Below are 22,678 nucleotides of genomic sequence, written 5' to 3'. Positions count from 1 at the left end.
GCAGGGGCGCGGCCCCGGTCAGTGCGCGCCGGCCGAGACGATCTCGTTCGGCATGCCCGGCAGCTCGACGCTCCGTGCGACCCGGCCCGCGGCGAGGTCGATCTCGTGCACCGTCGAGGCGCCCGGCTCGGTCACCCACGCGGTGTCCCCGTCGACGGCGAGCGTCGGGCGGGGACGCTGCCAGTCGAGCGGTTCCTTCCACGGGTCGATCACCACGATCCGGTCGGTGACCTTCCCCGTCTCGGGATCGATCACGTGCAGGGCGCCGTCCGTGCCGAGCACGAGCGCCTCCCCCGCCGGGCCACGGCCGAGCGACCGGAAGGTGTAGCTCGTGCCCAGGTCGACCAGGCGCAGCTTGCGGCTCTCCGTGTTGATCAGGCTGATCCGCTCGGGACGCTCGAGCTCGGCGTCCGCGTCCACCTTGTAGTCACCGAGAACCACGGGCGAGGCGGGGCTGCCGGCCTGGTTGCCGATCCGGCCGTACGCGTCGGGGCTGGAGATCTTGGTGATCGTCCCGTGGTCGACCACGACCACGCCGTCCTCGCAGCCGACCACGGCGCGGCCGTCCGCGGCGGTCGCCTCGCCGTGGACGCCCGGGCAGTCGTCGGTGCGCGCCAGCTCACTGCCGTCGATTCCCTCGCGCAGGACGACCGTCGAGCGGCTGTCCGCCGTGCCCTCGGTGTGCATGAGGTCGCCGCCCAAATTCACGGCGACGCCGTGGTGGGGGTCGGGCGTCTCGCTGGTCTCGAGGACCTTGGTCGGATCCTCGGAGTCGAGCACCCGGATCGAGCCGTCGCCGTCCCCGAAGAGCACCGTCCGGCCGTCGCTGACCGTGACGTGGCCGGGCTCGGCGGCGTCGTAGGTCTCGCCGTAGCCGGGATCCCCCGTGACGCGGTGGTGCGCGTGGCCGCCGTGCGCCTCGGCCTCGACCCCCGTGTCGAGCAGGCGGAACCCGTCCTCGGTCGAGACGAACACGTGCTGCCCGTCACCGGCGGCGTTCACGCGGGTGAACCCCTCGGCCGGCAGGGCGGCCACGGACTCGAGGCTGTCGCGCTCGAGCACGAGCACCTCGTCCTGCGTCGTCACCACGAGCCGCGGTCCGGAGACCTCACGGCCCTCGTGCTCGTCCGCCTCCTCCGGGCTGCCGGATCCGGACTCACCGCACGCGGCCAGCACCGAGCCCGCCACCAGCACCGCCAGGGCGAGGCGCCCCTGTCGCCATATCGTCATCGTCGCTCCTTATTGAGAATGAATGTCATTCCCATTAGAACACGACAGTGCGGCCCGCCCCCGACAGGGCAACGGGACGAGAGGTCAGCGCAGGATGAGGTCGAGCCCGCGGGCGAAGGAGGCGTCGAGGTCGGGATCCTCGGCGAGGATGCCGATCTGCGCGGCCTGGCGGTGCATCTGGGTGGCCTGGGTGTGCCCGAACACGTAGAGCAGCAGGGTGCGCGCGAGGTCCGGTGTCGTGAGCTCCGCCAGCTCGTTCTCGATGCGCGAGTCGCCGAGCCGGAAGGCCGAGGCGGTGGCCACCACATCGGCCCCGTCACGCACGGCCAGCATCGCCTCGCGGAGGGCGTGGGCCGCCTTCGCGGCATCGTCGCCGACCTCGACCCCGGCGACGATCCGGTCGGCCATCAGGGCCAGCAGCGTCTGCTTGTCCGGGACGTGGTGGTAGAGCGCGCTGGGCTGCACCCCGAGCTCGCTCGCGACGCGTCGCATCGAGCAGAACTCGAGGCCGTAGGCGTCGAGCACGCGCAGGGCGCCGGAGACCACGTCGTCACGGGTGTTGGCCATGACGCCACTCTATCGGCTAGCCTGAACACCGTTCAGGTGAACACCGTTCAGGAGACGACATGACCACGACCACCAGCACCCGCCGCCGCCTCACCGGCACCGACCTCGCGCTCATCGCGGCCTTCGCGGCACTCATCGCCGCGTGCGCGCTGCTCCCGGCGATCAACGTGGGCGCCGGCATCGTGCCGATCACCCTGCAGACGTTCGCCGTCCTGCTCTCCGGCGCCGTGCTGGGCGCCAAGCGCGGCTTCCTCGCGGTGCTGCTCTACCTGGCCATGGGTGCGGCCGGCCTCCCGGTCTTCTCGGGCGGCGCCGCGGGCCTGGCCGTGTTCGCCGGCCCCACGATGGGCTACCTGATCGGCTTCCCCTTCGCCGCCGCGCTGTGCGGCTTCATCGTCGAGCGGCTGCCCCGCGACAAGGTCGCGACGAGCATCCCGCTGATCTTCCTCGCGGGCCTCTTCTCCAGCGCCGTCCTGATCCACACCCTGGGCATCCTGGGCCTGGTCTGGCGCGCCGACATGAGCCTGGCCGCCGCGATCAAGGTCGACATCGTGTTCTGGCCCGGCGACGTCATCAAGAACCTCGCCATGGCCACGGTCGCGACCGCCGTGCACCGCGCGTTCCCCGACCTGCTCCCCGCACGCCGTAAGTGATCGAGCTCGTCGAGGCAGCCGTCGAGGGGCGGCTGGAGCCGACCTCGGTCCGGCTGACGGAGCGACGGGTCGCGATCATCGGCTCGAACGGCTCCGGCAAGTCCACCCTCGCCCGGCTCGTCAACGGGCTCGTCGAGCCGACGAGCGGGCGCGTGGCGCTCGACGGCCTCGACACCCGACGCGACGGGCGCGAGGTCCGCCGCCGCGTCGGCTTCGTCTTCACCGACCCGGCCGCCCAGCTGGTCATGCCCACCGTGGCCGAGGACGTGGCGCTCTCCCTGCGCAAGCAGCACCGCGACAAGGCCGAGCGCGAGCGGGCAGTCACGGCGGTGCTCGAGCGCTTCGGACTGGGCGACCTCGCGCTGCGCAGCGTGCACGCGCTCTCGGGCGGCCAGCGCCAGCTGCTCGCGATCGCCACCGTCCTGGCGACCGACCCCGACGTCCTGGTGGCGGACGAGCCGACCACCCTCCTGGACCTGGCGAACACCCGCCGCGTCGGCGAGGTGCTGCTGGGCCTGCCGCAGCAGCTCGTGCTGGTGACCCACGACCTCGACCTCGCCGCGCAGTGCGATCGGGCCCTCGTCGTGCACGAGAGTCGGGTGGCGTTCGACGGCCCGGCCCCGACGGCGGTCGACCACTACCGGGCGCTCGTGTCGTGAGCACGCCACTGGGGATGTACCAGCCGGGGACCTCTCCCCTGCACCGCCTGTCCCCCGGGCCCAAGCTGGTCGGGCTGTTCCTGCTCGCGATCGCCGTGCTGGTCGCCAAGGGACCGTGGACGGGCGTGGGGTTCGTCGTGCTGGCGATCGCGCTGGCGGCCCTCGGGAGCCTCTCGCCGAGCTCCGTCCTGCGGGCGCTGCGCCCCTTCGTCATCGTGGCGATCCTGCTGCTGACCTTCAACGCCTGGCAGAACGGGTGGCCGCGCGCCGTCGAGGTCGTCGCCGACCTGACGGCGCTGATCCTGGCCGCCACGGTGCTGACCGCCACCACGGCCGTGAACGACCTGCTGGACACCATCGTGCGCTCGCTGGGGCCCTTCCGGCGCTTCGGCGTCGACCCCGACCGCGTGGGCCTCACGTTCTCCCTCATGCTGCGCGCGCTCCCCGGCACGATCGAGCTGGCGGCCGAGACCCGCGACGCGGCCCGGGCCCGCGGCCTCGAACGCAGCATCCGGGCCCGCACGATCCCGCTCGTCCTGCGCGTGGTCGCCCGTGCCCGCGACACCGGGGACGCCCTGCACGCCCGCGGTGTGCTCGACTGACCCTCCGGTCTCCCCTGCGCGGCTCCGAGCAGACCGACGAGGCGCAGAGTGACTAGGCTCACTCCCATGGCGCGCGCACTGCGGACGCTGGTGGTCGACGACGAGCAACCGGTCCTGGACGAGTTGGTCTGGCTGCTCGGCCGCGACGACCGGATCGGCACGATCGACACGGCCCGGTCCGGGACCGAGGCCCTGCGCCGACTCGACGCCGGCGACATCGACCTGCTGTTCCTCGACATCGCGATGCCCGGTCTCACCGGGATCGACATCGCTCGGCTGCTCGGCCGGTTCAAGTCGCCGCCGCAGATCATCTTCGTCACGGCGCACGACGCCCACGCCGTGGAGGCGTTCGACCTCAACGCCGTCGACTACCTGCTCAAGCCGATCCGCGAGGAGCGCCTGCGCGAGAGCGTGCGTCGCGCCGTGTCCGACTCGGACTCCGCGGGCACCGACTCCGACGACACGATCGCGGTCGAGCTGGCCGGCGTCACCCGCTTCGTCTCGCGCTCCAAGGTGACCCATGCCGAGGCCCAGGGCGACTACGTCCGGCTGCACACGCTGGACGGCGCGAGCCACCTCATCCGGACGCCGCTGACCTCGCTCGCCGAGGACTGGGCCGACGCCGGCTTCCTGCGCATCCACCGCAGCATCGCGGTGAACCGCGCCCACATCCTCGAGGTCCGGATGTCCTCGGGCCGCGCCAGCGTCGTGGTCCCGGCGGCCGGCGGCACCACCACCGAGCTGCAGGTCGCTCGGCGCCACACCCGCGCCCTGCGCGAGCTGATCGGCGAGCACACGCCGTGACCGAGGAGCCACGGGAGTCCGGCCGGGTCCGGATCACCAGCCCCCTCTCGAGCGCACCCGCCCATGTGCGCAGCACGGTGGGCCAGGAGATCGACGAGGCCACCGGCGTCGGCGAGGTCTACATGCAGTCGCTCATCCGCTCGCAGCTGCGCGCGGCCGCGACGGTGACCATCACGCTGCTGCTCACCGTCGTGAGCCTGCCGCTGGTCTTCTCCTGGGTCCCGGGTCTCAACGACAGCCGTGTCCTGGGCATCCCGGTGCCGTGGCTCGTGCTCGGCGGCGGCGTCCACGCGGGGCTGATCCTGCTCGGCTGGCTCTACGTGCGTCACGTCGAGCGCGTCGAGCGGCTCTTCGCCCTGCTGGTCGAACCGGGCGACACCCTGCCATGAGCCCCACCTGGGGAATCGTCGCGGTCACGCTCGTCTCGATCGCCACCCTCGCGATCGGCGCGTTCGGCCTGCGGATCAGCCGCACCACGAGCGACTTCTACGTCGCGTCACGCTCGGTCTCCCCCGCGCTGAACGGCTCGGCGATCAGCGGCGAGTACCTTTCGGCGGCGTCGTACCTGGGGATCGCCGGACTCGTGCTGGTCAACGGTGCGGACATGCTCTGGTACTCCATCGGCTGGACCTCGGGCTACCTGCTGCTGCTGGTGTTCGTGGCGGCCCCGCTGCGCCGCTCGGGCGCGTACACGATCCCCGACTTCGCCCAGGTGCGCCTGCAGTCGGTGGCGGTGCGGCGGGTCTCGACCGCCCTCGTCGTGGCGGTCGGCTGGCTCTACCTGCTGCCGCAGTTCCAGGGCGCCGGCCTGACCCTGGAGGCCGTCCTGGACGCCCCGCGCTGGGTCGGCACCGTGCTGGTGGCCGTGATCGTGACGCTCAACGTCGTGCTGGGCGGCATGCGCTCGATCACCTTCGTCCAGGCGTTCCAGTACTGGCTGAAGCTCACCGCCCTCCTGATCCCGCTGATGTTCCTGCTGCTGGCCTGGTCGCGCGACGGGCGACCCGCGGCGCAGGCGTCCAGCGACTGGTGGATCCCGCTCGGCGACGCGAACCCCCAGACGATGTACTCGACGTACGCCGTGATCGTGGCGACCTTCCTCGGCACGATGGGTCTGCCCCACGTGGTGGTGCGCTACTACACCAACCCCGACGGGCACGCGGCGCGCCGGACGACCCTCATCGTGCTGGGCCTGGTCTCGGTCTTCTACCTGTTGCCAACGTTCTACGGCGTCCTCGGACGCGTCTACGCGACCGACCTGATCGACTCCGGTCGCGCCGACACGGTGGCGCTCGAGCTGCCGAGCCGCCTCATCGAGGGCACGGCCGGCGAGGCGCTGACGGCCCTGGTGACGGCCGGGGCCTTCGCAGCCTTCCTCTCCACCTCGTCGGGCGTGACGATGGCCATGGCCGGCGTGGTCGGGCAGGGCCTGAGCAACCACGCGCCGTGGCGGGGGCGGCTCTCCTCGATCGCCGCGCTGCGGATCGCGGCGGCGGCCTGCGTGGCGGTGCCCCTGCTGCTGGCGTTCGTCGCCGAGCCGATCCCGGTGGCCAGCTCGGTGGTGTTCGCGTTCGCGCTGGCGGCCTCGACCTTCTGCCCCCTGCTCGTGCTGGGGATCTGGTGGCGCGGCCTCACGTCCGCCGGCGCCATCGCGGGCCTGATCGGCGGCGGGATCTGCGCCGGCGCGGCCCCGTTCGTCACGCTCGCGCTCGACGTGGAGGGCTGGTGGGGCACGCTCATGAGCCAGCCGGCGGTCTGGTCGGTGCCCGTGGGCTTCGGGCTGATGGTGGGCGTCTCGCTGGCCACCCGGGCGCGGGTGCCGGCGAACGTCGGCCGCACGATGGTGCGCCTGCACACGCCGGAGCGGGTGCAGGTGGACCGCCGGTTCTGAGTCAGACGCTGCGCGAGGTGTCGAGCCGGTCGAACGCGTCGAGCACGTCCCCGACCGAGGGCTTCTCGATCGTGGTCACCACGGCGGCGCGACCCTCGCGCTCCTGGCGCAGGTGCCGCTTGACGGTGGAGGTCGAGCAGCCCAGGCGCTGGGCCAGCTCGCGGCAGGTCTCGTCGGGATGGGCCTTGCGGGCGGCGATCACCTCGGCGTGGTCGACCGGGCCTCCTCCGACACGTGCCGTGCCGTAGGGGCTGGAGTCGAACCGCACCTCGATGCCGAGCTCGCGCCGCATCGTGCGGCGCTCGGCCTCACTGGTGCACGCGACGAAGCCCAGGACGTCGACGTCGACCACCGAGCGGTAGAGGCAGTCGGCGAGGACGTCGCACCCCGCACAGCGGCGGTGGGCCGCGGCTCGCTTCGAGAGGTACTCACGCCATTGCTCGACGGTGACGTCGCGCCGAGCCGGCGGGGACAAGAGGATCTCGTCCTGGTACATCTCCGGTGACATGGCACACGGTGGGAGTGTCGGCCTCATTGCCATCTCCGATCCTGCAGGTGACCCCAGTCTAGAGGTACATTCCCCCCGTTTCGGAAGGTGTGACGCGTTCGGGCGTCGCACCGTCCTCGCCGGCGCCTCCGGGGAGGGCGAGGCGCATGTTCTGCAGCTGGCTCTGGGCCTGCACCTGCTGGGCATACAGCGCCGCCTGGATGCCGTGGAAGAGGCCCTCGAGCCAGCCCACCAGCTGGGCCTGGGCGACGCGCAGCTCGGCGTCGCTGGGGGCCTCGGCGTCGAACGGCAGGCTGAGCCGCTCGAGCTCGTCGACCAGCTCGGGCGCGAGGCCGTCCTTGAGCTCGTCGATCGACTGGTGGTGGATCTCGCGGAGGCGGGCGCGGCTGGCCTCGTCGAGGGGCGCCACCTTCACCTCCTCGAGGAGCTGGCGGATCATGCCGCCGATGCGCATGACCTTCGCCGGCTGCTCCACGAGGTCGGTCAGCGGCGTGCGCTCAGGCTCCGCAGAGGCGGGGACGGGCTGGCCCTGGGGGTCGATGATCCGGTCGTCGGTCATGCGCCCCAGCCTAGGCCGGGAGGCCACGCAGCGCGGCCCGGCCTCAGGCCCTGACGTCGAGGACGACCTTGCCCACGTGCGAGGACTCCTCGAGGATGCGGTGCGCGTCGGCCACGCGCGAGAGGGGCACCGCCTCGTGCACCACCGGCCCGAGGGTGCCGTCCTCGATGAGCGGCCAGACCTTCTCCACGAGCTCGGCCATGATGGCGGCCTTCTCCTCGACGGGCCGGAATCGCAACGACGTCGCCGCGACGCTGCCCTGCTTCGCCAGCAGCGCTCCGAGGTTCAGCTCGCCCTTGCGCCCGCCCTGCATCCCGATCACGACGATGCGTCCGCCACGAGCGAGCGAGGCCACGTTCTGCGCGAGGTACTTGCCGCCGATGATGTCGAGCACGACGTCGACGCCACCGAGGTCCTGGCACGTCTCGACGAAGTCGTCCTCGCGGTAGTTCACGACCGCGTCGGCACCGAGCCGACGGACGACCTCCGCCTTCTCCTCGCTGCCGACCGTGGTGACCACGGTGGCCCCGAAGGCCTTGGCCAGCTGGATCGCCGTGGTGCCGATGCCGCTCGCCCCGCCGTGGACGAGCAGCTTCTCGCCCTCGCGCAGGCCGGCGAGCATGAAGACGTTGGACCAGACGGTCGCGTAGGTCTCGGCGAGGGCCGCGGCCTCGATCAAGGAGGTCCCGGCGGGCACGGGCACCACCTGTCCGGCCGGTGCGACGACTCGCTCGGCGTAGCCGCCCCCGCTCAGCAGGACGCAGACCTCGTCACCCGGGGCCAGGCCGGTGACGCCCTCACCGAGCTCCTCGACGACGCCGGAGCACTCGAGCCCGAGGACGTCGGTGATGCCGGGAGGCGGCGGGTAGTGCCCCTGGCGCTGGAGCAGGTCGGCGCGGTTGACGCCGGCAGCGGCGACCCGCACCGCGACCTCGCCCGGGCCGGGCTCCGGATCGGGGAGGTCGGCGACGACGAGGCTGTCGGGGCCTCCGGGCTCTTCGACGATGACGGCTCGCATGTGCTCCACGGTAGTGACCGGCACACTGGACCTCATGCAGGTGACGCTCGTCCAGCTGGCCGCCACCCTCGACTCGGCCGCCAACCGTGCCCAGGTGGAGGCGCGACTCAGCGACCTCGACGGCCCCGGGCTCGTCGTGCTGCCCGAGGCGACGATGCACGACTTCGGCCCCGCCGACCACGACCTCGCGGCCGTCGCCGAGTCCCTGGACGGCCCCTTCGTCGACCTCATCGCACGCGAGGCGAAGCGCCTCGGATCCACGATCGTGGCGGGGATGTTCGAGCGCACGGACGATCTCCCGTACAACACGCTCGTCGTGGTCGCTCCCGACGGCGACCTCGCCGCGACCTACCGCAAGATCCACCTCTACGACTCGTTCGGCTACCGGGAGTCCGAGCGGCTGCGCGCCGGCGAGATCGAGCCGGTCGTGGTGCCCGTGGAGGACCTGACGATCGGCCTGATGACCTGCTACGACCTGCGGTTCCCCGAGCTGGCGCGCGCGCTGGTCGACCGCGGGGCGGACGCGTTCGTCGTCCCGGCGGCGTGGGTCGCCGGCGAGCACAAGGCCGAGCACTGGCGCACGCTGCTGCGCGCCCGGGCCATCGAGAACACCGTCTGGGTGGCCGCGGCGGCCCAGGGCGGCTCTCGCTACACCGGCCGTTCCTTGGTCGCCGACCCGTGGGGAACTATCGTGGAGGAAGCCGCCGGGGGGGACGAGCTGGTCACTGCGCAGGTCGCGGTGGACGCCGTTCGCGCTTCCCGCGACGTGAACCCGTCGCTCGCCAACCGGAGGATTTCCACACCGTGACGACTGCCCCGCCGGGCCGACGCCGCCTCGACACGTCGGTCCCGACCCCCTACGAGGTCGCGACCCGTGAGCCGCGCGTCGACTCGCCGCGCTGGGCGCGTCTGCTCATGATCGCGACGTTCGTCGCGTGGGCGTGCGGCACCGCCGGTGCCGCATCGGCGATCACCGACGTCGGCGCCCCGTCGTGGCTGTGGCGGCCGTCGGCGGCCGTGCTGCTCGTGACGTTCGCCGTGATGCTGACGCACCGCGTCGGCGGGTACATGCGCATCTGGGTGTCCCTGTCGCTCCTGCTGTCCGCGGCCGCCCTGCTGAGCGGGGTCAACGCGCTGCTCGCCGCGGCCGCCGGCACGACGGCCGTCCTGTCCGCCGTGTCGGCCGTCGTCTTCACGCGGCCGGCCGCCACCGTGGTGCAGGTCCTGCGCGAGTACGCCGTAATGCTGGTCCTCGCGCTCAGCGGCGCGGTGGGGGTCGCCGCCTGGAACGCCCCGGTCGAGGTGCGCCCCTTCGGCCTCATGGTCATGGCCGTCTCGGTCACGCTCGCCATCTCGATCGTCTGGCGCCTCGGCTCGGGCCTGCACGGCTTCGGCCGCAGCCACCTCAAGCTGCTCGTCGTGGTGGCCGTGGTCGCCGTGGGCCTGTTCTATTACGGCAGCTTCGTGCGGACGGCGGGCTCCCCCGCGCTGACGAACCTGCTCGACGACACGATCGTGTGGCTGCGCCAGAACATCGGCGGCGTCCCGCGCCCGTACGAGTTCCTCATCGGGTTCCCGGCGCTCGTGGTGGGCGTCTCGATGCGCTCGCGGTACCGCGAGGGCTGGTGGGTCTGCGTCTTCGCCGTCGTCGGCACCGTGATCGTCGCGAACTCGCTGATCGATCCGCGCGCGTACCCGTCGTACTTCGCGCTCTCGACGCTCTACAGCGCGATCATCGGCCTCGTGATCGGCCTGGTCATCCGCGCGGTCTTCTTCCGGCCGCGGTCGCGGCGCGCCGCGCGCGCCGTCCAGCAGGCCCAGCGCACCGAGCCGGGACGCCTCTCACCGCTGCGCTGAGTTCGGCCGCGACCACTCTTCCGCCCGCTCACTTGTGGAGCGGGATGCACGTGCCTGCGCCCGCGGGACGTTGATCCCGCTCCAAAAGTGGAGGGCTCGGGTGCCACGTCGGGAGGCCCGCGCGGCGGAATGCGAGAATCGATCCAGGTCCCGTCGCCTCGGTGGCGGGCCTGGAGGGGTGCCGGAGTGGCCGATCGGAACCGCCTTGAAAGCGGTCGCTGGCAGCAGTGTCAGCCGCGGGTTCGAATCCCGCCCCCTCTGCGTGACTCGCTATCGACTCGACCGGTCGCACCTGATGGTGCTCGCCGGCGTGTGCTTCATCGTCGCTGCCGTGGGCGTGCTCGTCGCGTTCCTGACCGGGACGGGCAGTGACCTGCGCGTCACCGTGACGATCCTGGGTGCGGTCGTCGCGGTGGTCGCGCTGCTCGTGGCCGCCGTCATGAACCTGCGGCCCCCGACCGTGGTGACCCTGGACCCCGCCGGCTTCGTCGCCCGCGGGCGCCACGGCGACGTGACGTGGAAGCAGGTCGAGTCGGTCGGCGTCAGCGACGGCATGCTGCGGTTCACCGACGGCACGGGCGCCGTCACCGCGTTCCCGCTGTCGCTCGTGGACCGCACCCGCCACGCCGAGCTCATCCGCGAGGTCTACGACCGCTTGAACCAGGCCAACGGCTACCGGCGCTTCGACCTGGCCGAGGGCTGACGCTCGCAGGACATGCGAAGAGGGAGCAGGCGAGCCTGCTCCCTCTTCGATTGGCGGAACGAGCTCCGCCCTGGCTGGGCCCGAGGACACCAGCGAACGTGAAAGGTGGGAGCAGGCTGACCTGCTCCCACCTTGGCTGGCGGAGATGGAGGGATTTGAACCCTCGAGAGGTTTGAACCTCAACCCGCTTAGCAGGCGGGCGCACTAGGCCACTATGCGACATCTCCAGACAACCGCATCAGGATACCCACCCCGACCCTCAGTCACCGAATCAGGTCGAGCGCTTGATGATCGAGGTGCTCATCTGGTCGAAGTGCTCGGGCAGCTCCGGCAGGGGCGTGGCCGGGTGCGGATGCGCTCGCATGCCGTCGAGCACGAGGCCTCGGATCCGCGCGGCGATCCACTCGTGGTGCTCGGGCGCGAAGGTCCGGACCTCCCCCAGCATGACCGCCAGGGCGCTGAGGTCGGAGACCGCCAGGTCGGGGCGTGCGGCACCCTCGTCGATCGCACGACTGACGAGGTTCCCCAGCGGCTCGATCCATCGCTGGCTCGGGCGGTAGTCGGGATCGTTGATGGCCTGGCGACGCATGACCTCCGACACGATGCGCTTCTCGAGGAGCATCCTCATGCACTCGTCGAGGACCAGCTCGATGCCCGCCCAGCCCGACTCCATCTGCACGGCACGCTCCGCCAGCTCGTCGAAGAAGCGGATGTACCGGTCGTAGAGCGCGCGCACGAGCTCGTCCAACGAGGCGAAGTTCCGGTAGAGCGTCCCCGTGCCCACCTTCGCCTCCGCGGCCAGGGTGTGCAGAGGCGCGTCGAGGCCGTTCTCGGCGAAGTAGACCTCGGCGGTGTCGATGATGCGCTCACGGTTCGCCACGGCATCGCGGCGCTGTGGAACGCGGGGGGAATCGTCCATCGTCTCCAACGTACGGGAAGTGCGGCGGCACGTCCGGCAGACCCAATTTCCCACCTCGCGGGGTCACACGTTAGACTCGTCGAGGCCCGCAAGGGCGTGCGCCCGTAGCTCAACGGATAGAGCATCTGACTACGGATCAGAAGGTTTGGGGTTCGAATCCCTACGGGCGCGCAGAGGCCTCTGGAATAGCAGTCAACCGACACGTTCCAGGGGCCATTTTGCTTTCGAAACAGTTATGCGCCAGCGGGGCACCCTTGGCAGTCCCGCTGCGCCGCGATGCTTGCTTGTGCGCAACCGGCGCCCCTTGTTTGTCGCCCGCTTCGAGCGGCCGTGCCGGCGCGGGGCCTTTTGGGCGGCCGCGATGGACTCCCACGTGCCTGCCCGGCCGCGCAGGGCTAGTAGAAGGCCTTGTTCACGCGGTGCGTACTGCTGGCGCCTTTCTCTCCGCCAGCATGCTGGACGAAGGGCAGGCCCGGCGTGTGGCAACGGCTCAAGTACCAGTCGGCCTCGCGAAGGTCGTTTCCAGTAGTAGCTATCTATCTGACCTGGGCGGACCTGGGTGGCCAGAGCAGCCCCCGAATTGAGCCGATTCGCGGGCCCCACCGGGAGTACGTCAGCTGCGCAGTTCGGTGCGCGCCCGGCTGGCGATCCTTACCGAGAGCGCATCTAACTCATCGGCGATGGAGGACACGACCCACACCTGGTTTCGCGTCCGCTTGGTTAGCGGTCGAATCACCCCGGCGTCAGTGAGGTTCTCGATGGCGACGTACATGCTCGACGTGGCACCCACGAACCTTTGCTCCAGGTCGTCTGCGCTGAAGACGGGGTTGGTCGCGAAGCCGGAGATGAGCTTGCGAGCCGCCGAGCCGGCTCGGGGCCTACCGGCGTCCTCGATCCAACGCTCAGGCATCTGAGCGAGTCGATGGGCGCTGACGGAGGACTCCGACGCGGCGATCAGCGACCCCGCGGTGAAGGCGGCGATCAACGGGCCGGCATCTCCGGCACGGTGGGCGGCCAGGGCATCGAAGTAGTCGTCCCGGCGGGCCACGATCGCTGAAGCAATAGGTACGACGACTGCGGTAGTGACGCGGCGCCGCCGCAGGATCGTGTTGACCAAGGCTCGGCCGATACGGCCATTGCCGTCGGTGAACGGGTGGATGGACTCGAACTGAGCGTGCGCGATCGACGCTTGGACAATGGGGTGGACATTGCGGCGGTTGCAGAATGACATGAGGTCGGCCAAGTGATGCTCGACGGCGGTAGGTGCCGGCGGCACGTACATGGCACCGAGCGGGCTGTAGTCAGACCCGCCGATCCAGTTCTGCATGTCGCGCGCCTTGCCGGCGTAGTCGCGCTCGCTAGGGTCGGCGGCCATGAGAGTGCGGTGGGCGGCCAAGATCGAGTCCATAACGATGTCCGAGCCGTCGTCCACCGTCCCGATGAGGTCGCGCAAGGCTCGTGTCGAGGCGACCATCGCGACTGCGCTTGAGTTCTCCTTGACCCCGTGCAGGGCGCGGGCATACTCGTCGACGTCGGCCTTGATGTTCTCGATCTTGCTCGACGCAACAGACTCGGCGCGCAGCAGCAGGGTGGCCAGCGGAGTGAGCACATCGGCGTGGGATCGGTCGAGAGTGGTGATGACCTCGGTCGCCTGATCGAGCCCGCGGGACAGTCCCGGGCCGACCGACGGCACAAGGTCTGCGATGTCGGGCACGACGGACACCTCGACCTCGTGCAACGTCCGGTCGTCGTAGCTACCGCCGCGACCCGACGGAGTCCACGGAACCATCTGAGAGCCTGAAGGCTCCACGTCGACTCGCTCGACGGCGACTAGATCGCCGACGACATCGGGAGACACAGCGGCGAGAGTTTCATCGCCGCCGGGCATATGCCCATTCCGCTCGTGTGGCTTCATTGCGCCCTCCTGTCGTAACCCGGAATAGCCTACCCAGTATTCCGGCTTAGGGGACCTAAGTCGGAATAACCCGGTTCGCGTTCCTGTTGGCCGGCGCCTCAGCGGTCCGGCGCCGAGGGTCATCGGCGATCAAGAGGGTCAGCAACCAGCACTCCTGACTAGTTGTCTTGTCCCGTAAGTCGGAATTGGAAGTGCGCTATTCCGGTTTACCGGCCCCAAGTCGGAATATTGGACTTGCTTTTCCGACTTACGGCGACGTCGTTTACCGCTTACGCCCAGCCGGACACGGGGCGACGGCTTGAACCATTCGGCTGCTCACCCGGAGTCGCGGACTCGGACGCGCACGCGATCCGCCGTCTCCTTGACGATCGTCACCTCCTCGAGTGCCATCGAGCGGCAAGCGACGGCGGGCCATCTCACGATGGATCGGTCCTCGGAGTTTGTTCAAGCCAGGCGCTGATCTCGCTGCGCAACCAAAGCAGCTTGCGTCCCGCCTCCGAAGTCCGCAACAACCCGCCGTGGCGCCGCAGGCCGTGGCTCGCGGCCATCGTCGTCCGCTCTTAGGCCGCTAGGTTGTCGGAGGTCATCAACTCGGGCTCCGAGCTGGTTGGGATGGTCGGGATGGTCCGTGCTCCCGGTGCTGACGTCGGTGACGGTGCTGATGCAGATGTCGATGATGGTGCTGGTCATGCTCGTTCCGTCATCCCCGCATCAGCCTGTCAGCTCCGCTCCGATGCCTCCTGCCAGGTGCCGGCGCTCGCCACGGAGAGCTTCGTTTTCTTTCGTGGTGCGGCCCCCGCCCTGCCCGAACAGATGTGGTGCTGACCGCCCTGCGCTCGGAGCAGCCGCTAGCGTAGAAACGCGCCGCTATTGCAACGATCCGGGCTTGACCGCGTCTTTGGCCGAGCCGAGAAGTGGTCAATCGGATCAGAAGGTTTGGGGTTCGAATCCCTACGGGCGCGCCACCACCCCCGGTCGACCACCAGGTCGCCGGAGGTTCCTCTTTTCCGGGGGCCGTGGTCGCCCGTGTGCGGATTGTTACGTGACACGCCGTCAGATCATCTGGATGAGCGGCTGACGACACGTCCGCGTAACGCGCCTTACCCAGACTCGGAAGGTCCCCGCTCCGCCCCCGGTGCGAGCTTCCCCCACCCGAGAGGGTTCACGTGTTCAAGCAAAGAGGATGGCGGCTCGCCACCGTGGGAGCGCTGCTGGCGCTGCCCATGGCCGCGGTACCCGCCCACGCCGCCGACGGCTCCTTGGCCTCCGGTGACGACTGGTCGGTCAGCCGCGCCGCCGGCGGTTACCTGGTCACGGTCGACCTGGCCAAGAAGCTGCCCATGGTGTCCGACGCACCGACGATCGAGGTCGACGGCAAGCCCATCGGCATCGCGACCGAGTCCGCCGACGGCCGCAGCCTGTCCGTCTTCACCGCCGACTCCGCCGTGGTGAAGGCCGACGACATCGAGGCCGGCTGGTTCAGCAAGCCGTCGAGCGCACCGCTGAGGGCCACCGAGCTCGCCGAGATCGCGGCGGCCGAGCCCGAACCGCTCGACGCGAACCCCGCCTCACTCGGCACGTACGAGCACACCGAGGCCGTCTACAACTTCGGCGCCCAGTCCGTCCCGCTGGCCGCGATCGGCGGCATCCGCGGCGAGCTGCAGGGCAAGGTCTACCTGCCCAAGACCGGTGGCGCACGCCCCGTGGTGCTGCTGCTGCACGGCCGCCACACCTCGTGCTCCACCGGCACGGCCAACCCGAACCGCTGGCCCTGCGGCGCGAACCAGATCAACATCCCGAGCTTCGCCGGCTACGACGGCACGGCCCGGGCGCTGGCCAGCCACGGCTACGCCGTCGTGTCGATCGCGGCCAACGCGATCAACTCCAACGACAACCAGCTCGCGCTGGACCAGGGCGCCCAGGCGCGCGGCCAGCTGCTGCTCGACACCCTCTCGATGCTCAAGAAGGCGAACGAGGGCGCCGAGGTCGTGCACCACGACGCGCAGACCGACGCCGACGTCACGCTGGCGCAGGCCCTGGCGAACCAGGACCCGCTGCCCGGCCTCACCGAGGGCACCGCGGGCCTGTCCCCCGCCGACCTCGTCGGCCGCTTCGACTTCTCGAACATCGGCATGATGGGCCACTCGCGCGGCGGTGAGGGCGTCACCTCGGCCGCCACCTTGAACCAGGGCCTGGAGAAGCCGTGGAAGATCACGTCGATCCTGCCCCTGGCGCCGGTCGACTTCGCCCGCATGACGGTGCCGAACGTGCCGATGAACGTGATCCTGCCCTACTGCGACGGCGACGTCTCGAACCAGCAGGGCCAGCACATGCTCGACGACTCGCGCTACGCGTTCGACGACGACGTGCTGCGCAGCGGCGTGTGGATGATGGGCGCGAACCACAACTTCTACAACACCGTCTGGACGCCCGGGAAGTACGCGTACTCCGTCTCCGACGACTGGGGCGCGACCTCCACCGACGCCGTCTGCGGCCCGCGCTCGGAGACCAACATCCGCCTCAGCGCCGACGCGCAGTACGACGCCGGCACGGCCTACATGGCCGGCTGGTTCCGCCTGACGATGGGTGACGAGAAGCAGTTCCTGCCCATGTTCGACGGCTCCGCCGAGGTGCCCGAGGTGCTGGGCACGCCCGACATCCGCAGCATATCGACGGCTCCGGCCTCGGCACGCAGGACCATCGCGTCGTTCGAGGCGCCCAGCTCGCTCGTGCGGGTGCAGGGTGCCGCGACGGCCACGGTCTGCGCGAGTGCCGCGGGTCGCACGGTGACGCAGGTCCTGCCGTCCTGCACGGCCTCGACGCTCAGCACGAGCGCCCAGCCGCACTGGACGCCGGCCAGCAACGGCGGCAACGTCCCGGCCACGCCGGTGACGAAGTTCGCCTGGACGGCACTGGGCTCCGGCACGTCGACCATCACGCCCAGCGAGGTGCGCGTGAGCGTTCCCGCGAAGGCGCGCGACGCTTCGAAGATGGAGCGCCTGTCGGTGAAGGTCGCCGCGGACGACACCGTCGCCAGCAGCACTGCGCTCTCGCTGACCGTCGTCGACGGCACGGGCGCGACGTTCACCGCGCCGGTGGCCGCCCTCAACTCGCTGGCCACGACGCGGTTTCCCGCGTCCGCCAGCGCGCTGCTGAAGAAGGTCATACTGCAGCAGGTCGACCTCCCGGTCGCGACGCTGGAGACCGCGGGCCTGAAGGTCTCCGACATCCGTGAGGTCCGCTTCGGCGCCCTCGCCGGTCCGGACGACCTGGCCGCCGGTGGCGTGTTCCTGTCCGACCTCGCGTTCGAGAGCTCGGCCGTGGGCACCGCGGACAGCAAGACCGTCCCGACGATCAACGTCGACGCCCCGAACGTCGACGAGGGCAACGCACCCGGCACGGCCGACCTCGCGGTCCACCTCGACGAGGCGGCCTCCATCCCGGTCACCGGCTACGTGTCGGCGCTCGGCTCGGCCACCGGCCGGGCGGGCATCGCCATGGAGAAGGTCACCTTCGCCCCGGGCGAGACCTGCAAGGTCGTCAGCGCCCCGGTGCTCGGCGACTCGGCCACCAGCACGACGAACTCCACCTCGGTGAAGGTCTCGGTCATCAACACGACCGGCGGCGTCCTGGGCACCAACGCCCTCGACTGGCTGGTCGTGCGTGAGGACGACGGCGTCACGGCTCCGGCCACGGCACTGCCGCCCGCCGGCGTCCAGGGCGACGCGTGCGCCGAGCTGGCCGCCAAGGGCCAGCAGGCCCAGGTCTCGGTCAGCGACGCCAAGCCGCAGCCGGGCGAGTCCGTCACGGTCACGGCCGGCGGCTTCCGCTCCGGCGAGGGCGTCACGGTGACCGTCGCCGGGATCGACCCCGTCGTCGCGGTCGCCGACACGACCGGCGTCGTCAGCGCGGTCGTCGCCATCCCGGCCACGGCGGCCCGAGGCACGGCCGAGATCTCGGTCGTGGGCAGCGGCACCGACCGCAAGGGCACGGGCTCGCTCGCGGTCCTGGACGCGAGCTCGACGAGCCTGTCGATCTCGCCCGAGGCACCGTCGATCAACGAGCCGGTCACCTTGACGGCCACGGTCGAGGGCGGCGACACCGCGGGCTCCGTGGAGTTCCGCGACGCTGACAAGGTCCTGGGCACGGCCGAGGTCGTGGACGGCGAGGCCACCCTCGACGTGCCGGGCTTCAAGGCCGGCACCCACGCGATCGTCGCGGAGTTCGCCGAGACCGGCGTCACCGCGGGATCGACGTCCGGCGCGGTGTCCTTCACCCTGGTGAAGGGCAAGCCCACGATGGTGATGTCGCTCTCGAGCGCCTCCACCACCTTCGGGCAGGCCGCGCGGCTGTCGGCGATCGTCGGCGGTGCGGACGGTGGCACCGTCACCTTCCGCTACGGCTCGGTGAGCCGGACGGTGGCGCTGGCCTCCGACGGATCGGCGGCCCTCACGCTGCCCGCCACCCTGAAGCCGGGTCGCTACACGGTCTCGGCCGCGTACGACGGCACCGACCGCACCGACGGCTCCGCGCGGATCTCGTCCACGCTGACCGTCGCCAAGAAGGGCACCACCACGAGCCTCTCGGCGAAGTCGGTGGTCAAGCCGGGCAAGACCCTGAGCGGCAAGTTCGCCGTCCGCGGCGGCGTGGCCGGGGTCGCCCCGACGGGCACCGCGAAGGTGTACGTCGCGCAGGCCAAGGGCGGCTACAAGCTGTCGAGGACCGTGCGGGTCCCGTCCACCGGCAAGGCCTCCTTCACGGTGAAGGCGCCCAAGAAGCGCCAGAGCCTGCGGGTGAAGGTCGTCTACTCCGGTGACGCGAACTACGGCTCGAGCAGCTCGGTCGTGAAGTCGGTGCGCGTGCGCTGACGTTCTGCGGAGCGGGGCCCCGGCAGCAGCTGCTGCCGGGGCCCCGCTCTTTCCGCGCCTGGACGAAGGATGATGCATCGAGGTACCGGAGCGGGGTCGAAGGCATCATCCTTCGTCCTCTCCCGGCGGCCGACCGGACACGAGAGCGCCCCGGCCCGCCGTGGCGGACCGGGGCGCTCGGGGCGACCTCGGTGGGGTCAGCGCAGGACGCGCGCCGTGCGCGGCGTGTACTTCACCACCGTCGCGTAGCCCGGCTTCGTGGCCGTGACCTTGACCCGGATCCGCTGGCCCCGATCGGCCTTCGTGAGCTTGTACGACGTCTTCGTCGCGCCCTTGATGGCCTTGCTGCCGCGGTACCAGCGGTACGACAGCCGGACGCCCGGGTCCCACGTGCCCGCCTTCACCTTCAGCGTGCGGCCCACCTTCGGCAGTCCGACGTGGAAGGGCTGCGGCTTGCGGGTCAGCAGGCCCGGAGCGACCCTGAGCGGAGCGCTCACCTTGGTCACCGGCGCCCAGCCGGACTTGGTTCCCGTGACCGCGACGGTCACGACGCGACCCACGTCCTTCGGCGTGAGGCGGTAGGTCGCGCCGGTGGCACCGGGGACGACTTTCCCGCCGACCGACCACTGGTAGGCCAGCGCGGTGCCGGCGGGCCAGGTGCCGGCGCGGGCCGTGAGGACCGTGCCGACGCGACCCGTGCCGCTCACCACCGGCACCGGGGCCGGGCTGAGGGGCTTGAGGCCGACGGTGTGGGTCAGCGTGGGCTCACCCGATCCCCCGGCCGTGCCGGGCGAGGCGGAGACCGTCAACGTGGCACCCGACTCCGACTCGACCTCCACCGTGAACCCGGCGCGGGCCGTCTGGCCGCTCGCGACCCGCGGCACCGACCACCGGAGCGTGGTGCCGTCGAGCTCGAGCCCGGTTCCCAGCGACACCACGGAGGCGTCGTCCAGGACGTCGGCGAGGTCGATCTCGGCCGTCGCGCCCTCGAGCGCGTGGACGGCCGTGTTCTTCGCCGAGACCGTGTAGGTGATCTCGTCGCCGGCCTCGACAGCACCCGGAAGCGGTGCGGCCGACAGGCCCAGCGTCCACGCGTCGGCCTGGTCGGCAATGGCCGTGGAGACACTGCACGTGACACAGAACGAGCCGAGCGCGGTCGTGCTCGCGGTGACGCCGACCGTGCCGCCCGACGCCGACTCCTTGACCGTGGCGGGGAAGGTGACGGTCGCCGACTGCCCGGCCGACGTGGCCGGGATGGTCCACCGGAGCTTGCCGCCCAGGTTCACCAGCTCCGCCGGGAGCGCGCCCAGCCGGGCGTCGTCGACCAGGTCGGCGACGTCGACGGTCACGGTCTGGCCCGCGATGGCCACCTTGCCGGTGTTCTGCGCCGTCAGGGTGTGGGTGACGGTGTTCCCGGGCGCGAGCGGACCAGCGGGATCGGAGGCGACCGAGAGGTTCCACTTCGACGCCCACGCCGGCTTCGCCGTGCCGTACAACCACGGGTTCAGCACGGGGGTGACGTCCTGGCCCGAGACCCGGTTGGCGAGCGCGACGAAGTCGGCCGTCGATGCGTCGGAGCCGTTGTTCTCCGCGACCCACGTGCGCAGGATCTCGAACCAGTCCTCGTCGCCCACGATCGTGCGCAGCGTCTCGAACGTCATGCCGCCGCGTCCGTAGACGTAGTCGAACAGGATCGCCGGGTCGGTGAAGCCCGCCAGCGGCACCTGCCACTGGCCCGAGGTCGGCGCGCTGGCGTTCCAGGAGTTGAAGTAGGACGTCTCGGGCGAGGTCGTCGTCGCGCCGGTCTCGTAGTTGTAGGCGCGCGGCGCGTAGTCGCCCATGCCCTCGTTCAGCCACAGGTCGCTCCAGTCGGTGGGCGACACCGCGTTGCCGAACCACTGGTGGGCGATCTCGTGGATGAGCGTGCCCTTGCTGACCGAGTTCTGGTAGAACGAGCGGTCCTGCGTCTCCAGCGCGTAGCCGACGTTGATGCGGTCGACCACCGCGCCGGTGGCCACGCCCGGGTACGGGCCGAACTTCGACTCCAGCCAGCGCATGATGTCCTGCGTCTGCGCCAGGCTGGCCAGCGTCGTCGTGCGCTGGGTCGAGGTCATCGCGGCGTCGAGGAACGTCCAGTCGCGGTACGTGCCGCTCTCCAGCTCGATCACGGACTCGCGGACCTCGTACTTGCCGATGGAGACCATCGACAGGTACGGCACCATCTGGTTCGGCTGCTTCCAGTGCCATGTCTCCAGGGCGCCGTTGCGGGTCTTGGAGTGGAGCGTGCCGTTGCTGGCCGCCGCCATCGTCTCGCCGTCCATCAGCCGCGGAATCGTCAGCTTGATGTCGTACTTCGCCTTGTCCTTGAGCGAGTTGTTGACGGGGTACCAGGTCATGGCGCCGACCGGCTCGTTGACGGCGGTGGCGCCGTCGTCGCCGGCGATCCAGCCCTCCCGCGACCCGTCGGGGTCGATGTGGGTCACCGGGGAGCCCGAGTAGGTGACCACTGCGGTGAAGTCACCCTCGACGGGCTCGGCGGGCGTGACGACCAGCTTGTACTTCGTCGTAGCGGCGTCGATGTCGCGCTCCCACGTCGCGGGCGCCCCGTCGACGGTGATCGAGTCGACCGTGAGGCCCTCGAAGTCGAGCGAGAACTCCGAGAGCGGGGCGGCCGCGGTGGCACTGATCCTCGCGGTGGCGGCGATCGTGCTGGCCGTCGCGACCGGCGCCCCGGGGGTCCACGTGATGTCCAGGTCGTAGTGCTGCACGTCGTAGCCGCCGTTGCCGACGTTCGGGAAGAGGGAGTCGCCGGAGGTGCGCGCGCCGGCGACCGGGTCGGCCGCGGCGGCGGTGGCCGTGGTCGCGCCGAGGGTGCCCAGGCACAGGGCACCGCTCAGGGCCGCGACCGCGACGGCCCGAGCCGGTCGGGTGAGGGAAGGAGGAAAGGACATCGTGGCTCTCTCGTCGGGGGGCTTTCGCTCATCCTGCCCGTGACGGGTGTCACGCGTCCGGTGAAGCGGCCAGGTTTCACACGCCTGCAACACGCGGCCCGGACGCGGCCACGAGATGCGCCGCCACCGCATCCGTGTTCGCATGGAGGTGAGAAGAAGACGAGAGGAAAGGTGGAGATCATGGGACTTGATGACAAGTTGAAGAACACCGCTGAAGACCTCAAGGGCAAGGGCAAGGAAGCCACCGGCAAGGCGACCGACGACGAGAAGCTCGAAGCCGAGGGCAAGGGCGACCAGGCCAAGTCGGACATCAAGCAGGCCGGCGAGAACGTGAAGGACGCGTTCAAGCACTGAGTTGCTGAGCACTGAGCACTGACCGTGTCCTGATGACCAGGCTGTGCTGACGACGAGGGCCCCGGGAGATCACTCCCGGGGCCCTCGTGCGTCTGGTCTCAGACGGTTGGTGTCGTCAGACGGTCGGCGGCGTCGTCGGCGGCGTGACCGTGCCCGTGGCTCCGACGTCGCCGGTGGGCGTCGTCGAGGTCGTGGTGGTGGTCGGCGCCGCGGGGGCGCCCGTCGGCCGTCCCGGCGTCGTGTAGGTCGACGCGGTGTAGGTGGACTGGTCGGCCGACCTGGCCTTGAAGAACGCCGCCACGCCGGCGACGCCGGCGGTCAGCAGGCCCACGAAGGCCACCTTCTTCGCGCCCCTGAACCGCTTCTGCTTCTTCGTCTCGACCGGGAGCTTGTCGCTGACCTCGGCCGGCAGCTTCTCGACGAGGGTGTCACGCAGGTCGACGAGCTCCGACCTGTCCGGCAACTTCTCCAGCAGGTCGTCGCGCAGGGCCAGCCACTCGGCCCGGTCGGGGAGACGCTCGACCAGCTGGTCCCTGAGGTCGCGCAGCTCGGATGCGTCCGGCAGCTGCTCCACGACGGTGTCGACGTGATCCTTCACGCTCTTCTTGCCCTTGGCCACG

20 protein-coding genes and 3 tRNA genes are annotated in these 22,678 nt (G+C 70.7%); 13 read left to right on the top strand and 10 right to left on the bottom strand.

Annotation, left to right across the window (positions count from 1 at the left end; translation table 11 throughout):
- Positions 1 to 18 precede the first annotated feature (18 nt).
- Positions 19 to 1,230, bottom strand: a complete 1,212-nt coding sequence (locus B2363_RS13925; RefSeq protein ID WP_286930898.1) for a hypothetical protein — start codon at positions 1,228 to 1,230, stop codon at positions 19 to 21.
- Positions 1,231 to 1,314: 84 nt separating this feature from the next.
- Positions 1,315 to 1,797: a TetR/AcrR family transcriptional regulator gene (locus B2363_RS13920; RefSeq protein WP_181753280.1), complete on the bottom strand. Its 483-nt coding sequence runs from the start codon at positions 1,795 to 1,797 to the stop codon at positions 1,315 to 1,317.
- Between the two features lie 59 nt (positions 1,798 to 1,856).
- Here B2363_RS13920 and B2363_RS13915 point away from each other — a divergent pair, with 59 nt between their 5' ends.
- From B2363_RS13915 to B2363_RS13890, 6 genes are all read left to right on the top strand, one after another.
- A complete protein-coding gene (locus B2363_RS13915; RefSeq protein WP_286930897.1) occupies positions 1,857 to 2,450 on the top strand; it encodes a biotin transporter BioY in 594 nt (197 codons plus the stop codon).
- Positions 2,447 to 3,109 (top strand): energy-coupling factor ABC transporter ATP-binding protein, encoded by a 663-nt coding sequence (locus B2363_RS13910; protein WP_286930896.1) that lies wholly within the window; start codon positions 2,447 to 2,449, stop codon positions 3,107 to 3,109. Before B2363_RS13915 ends, B2363_RS13910 begins: the two co-directional genes overlap by 4 nt.
- Positions 3,106 to 3,711, top strand: a complete 606-nt coding sequence (locus B2363_RS13905; RefSeq protein WP_286930895.1) for an energy-coupling factor transporter transmembrane component T family protein — start codon at positions 3,106 to 3,108, stop codon at positions 3,709 to 3,711. Before B2363_RS13910 ends, B2363_RS13905 begins: the two co-directional genes overlap by 4 nt.
- 66 nt (positions 3,712 to 3,777) lie before the next feature.
- A complete protein-coding gene (locus B2363_RS13900) occupies positions 3,778 to 4,515 on the top strand; it encodes a LytR/AlgR family response regulator transcription factor (RefSeq protein ID WP_286930893.1) in 738 nt (245 codons plus the stop codon).
- Entirely contained in the window at positions 4,512 to 4,904 is a 393-nt protein-coding gene (locus tag B2363_RS13895; protein ID WP_181753287.1) for a hypothetical protein, read from the top strand. Before B2363_RS13900 ends, B2363_RS13895 begins: the two co-directional genes overlap by 4 nt.
- Entirely contained in the window at positions 4,901 to 6,406 is a 1,506-nt protein-coding gene (locus B2363_RS13890) for a cation acetate symporter (RefSeq protein ID WP_181753289.1), read from the top strand. Before B2363_RS13895 ends, B2363_RS13890 begins: the two co-directional genes overlap by 4 nt.
- Before the next feature lies 1 nt (position 6,407).
- Here B2363_RS13890 and B2363_RS13885 read toward each other — a convergent pair whose 3' ends face one another.
- From B2363_RS13885 to B2363_RS13875, 3 genes are read right to left on the bottom strand one after another with little or no spacing between them, the layout of a single operon-like run.
- The gene (locus tag B2363_RS13885) at positions 6,408 to 6,914 is read right to left on the bottom strand and encodes a WhiB family transcriptional regulator (RefSeq protein WP_286930891.1); all 507 of its coding nucleotides are present in this window, start codon (positions 6,912 to 6,914) and stop codon (positions 6,408 to 6,410) included.
- A gap of 58 nt (positions 6,915 to 6,972) precedes the next feature.
- Positions 6,973 to 7,473: a bacterial proteasome activator family protein gene (locus B2363_RS13880; protein ID WP_181753293.1), complete on the bottom strand. Its 501-nt coding sequence runs from the start codon at positions 7,471 to 7,473 to the stop codon at positions 6,973 to 6,975.
- A gap of 43 nt (positions 7,474 to 7,516) precedes the next feature.
- Positions 7,517 to 8,491 (bottom strand): NAD(P)H-quinone oxidoreductase, encoded by a 975-nt coding sequence (locus B2363_RS13875; RefSeq protein ID WP_286930890.1) that lies wholly within the window; start codon positions 8,489 to 8,491, stop codon positions 7,517 to 7,519.
- Between the two features lie 34 nt (positions 8,492 to 8,525).
- Between B2363_RS13875 and B2363_RS13870 the strand changes: the two genes are divergently transcribed.
- From B2363_RS13870 to B2363_RS13855, 4 genes are all read left to right on the top strand, one after another.
- Positions 8,526 to 9,299: a carbon-nitrogen hydrolase family protein gene (locus B2363_RS13870; protein WP_286930889.1), complete on the top strand. Its 774-nt coding sequence runs from the start codon at positions 8,526 to 8,528 to the stop codon at positions 9,297 to 9,299.
- Positions 9,296 to 10,348 (top strand): hypothetical protein, encoded by a 1,053-nt coding sequence (locus tag B2363_RS13865; protein WP_286930888.1) that lies wholly within the window; start codon positions 9,296 to 9,298, stop codon positions 10,346 to 10,348. The genes B2363_RS13870 and B2363_RS13865 overlap by 4 nt, the downstream gene beginning before the upstream one ends.
- Positions 10,349 to 10,520: 172 nt before the next feature.
- A tRNA-Ser gene (locus B2363_RS13860) sits at positions 10,521 to 10,609 on the top strand.
- A 1-nt stretch (position 10,610) separates the two neighbouring features.
- Positions 10,611 to 11,051 (top strand): hypothetical protein, encoded by a 441-nt coding sequence (locus B2363_RS13855; RefSeq protein ID WP_286930886.1) that lies wholly within the window; start codon positions 10,611 to 10,613, stop codon positions 11,049 to 11,051.
- 137 nt (positions 11,052 to 11,188) lie between these two features.
- Here B2363_RS13855 and B2363_RS13850 read toward each other — a convergent pair.
- Together B2363_RS13850 and B2363_RS13845 are read right to left on the bottom strand one after the other, a co-directional pair.
- Positions 11,189 to 11,278: transfer RNA gene (locus B2363_RS13850), tRNA-Ser, on the bottom strand.
- 44 nt (positions 11,279 to 11,322) lie between these two features.
- A complete protein-coding gene (locus B2363_RS13845; RefSeq protein ID WP_286930884.1) occupies positions 11,323 to 11,970 on the bottom strand; it encodes a TetR/AcrR family transcriptional regulator in 648 nt (215 codons plus the stop codon).
- A 98-nt stretch (positions 11,971 to 12,068) separates the two neighbouring features.
- Between B2363_RS13845 and B2363_RS13840 the strand changes: the two genes are divergently transcribed.
- Positions 12,069 to 12,141: transfer RNA gene (locus B2363_RS13840), tRNA-Arg, on the top strand.
- 442 nt (positions 12,142 to 12,583) lie between these two features.
- Here the strand turns inward: B2363_RS13840 and B2363_RS13835 are convergent.
- Positions 12,584 to 13,885, bottom strand: a complete 1,302-nt coding sequence (locus B2363_RS13835) for a Fic family protein (RefSeq protein ID WP_286930883.1) — start codon at positions 13,883 to 13,885, stop codon at positions 12,584 to 12,586.
- Between the two features lie 1,166 nt (positions 13,886 to 15,051).
- Between B2363_RS13835 and B2363_RS13830 the strand changes: the two genes are divergently transcribed.
- Positions 15,052 to 18,753, top strand: a complete 3,702-nt coding sequence (locus B2363_RS13830) for an Ig-like domain-containing protein (RefSeq protein ID WP_286930881.1) — start codon at positions 15,052 to 15,054, stop codon at positions 18,751 to 18,753.
- A 197-nt stretch (positions 18,754 to 18,950) separates the two neighbouring features.
- Here B2363_RS13830 and B2363_RS13825 read toward each other — a convergent pair whose 3' ends face one another.
- The gene (locus B2363_RS13825) at positions 18,951 to 21,704 is read right to left on the bottom strand and encodes a M1 family aminopeptidase (protein ID WP_286930879.1); all 2,754 of its coding nucleotides are present in this window, start codon (positions 21,702 to 21,704) and stop codon (positions 18,951 to 18,953) included.
- Between the two features lie 180 nt (positions 21,705 to 21,884).
- Between B2363_RS13825 and B2363_RS13820 the strand changes: the two genes are divergently transcribed.
- Positions 21,885 to 22,058: a CsbD family protein gene (locus tag B2363_RS13820; protein WP_286930877.1), complete on the top strand. Its 174-nt coding sequence runs from the start codon at positions 21,885 to 21,887 to the stop codon at positions 22,056 to 22,058.
- 115 nt (positions 22,059 to 22,173) lie between these two features.
- On the opposite strand, the gene B2363_RS13815 is transcribed toward B2363_RS13820, so the two are convergent.
- The gene (locus B2363_RS13815) at positions 22,174 to 22,677 is read right to left on the bottom strand and encodes a hypothetical protein (protein WP_286930875.1); all 504 of its coding nucleotides are present in this window, start codon (positions 22,675 to 22,677) and stop codon (positions 22,174 to 22,176) included.
- Position 22,678: the final 1 nt, after the last annotated feature.

The organism is Aeromicrobium sp. UBA7512 (assembly GCF_002476985.1).
GTDB classification, from domain to species: Bacteria; Actinomycetota; Actinomycetes; order Propionibacteriales; family Nocardioidaceae; genus Aeromicrobium; species Aeromicrobium phoceense.
The sequence above is the reverse complement of the archived record's forward strand: the minus strand, read 5'-3'. Positions and strand labels throughout refer to the sequence as shown.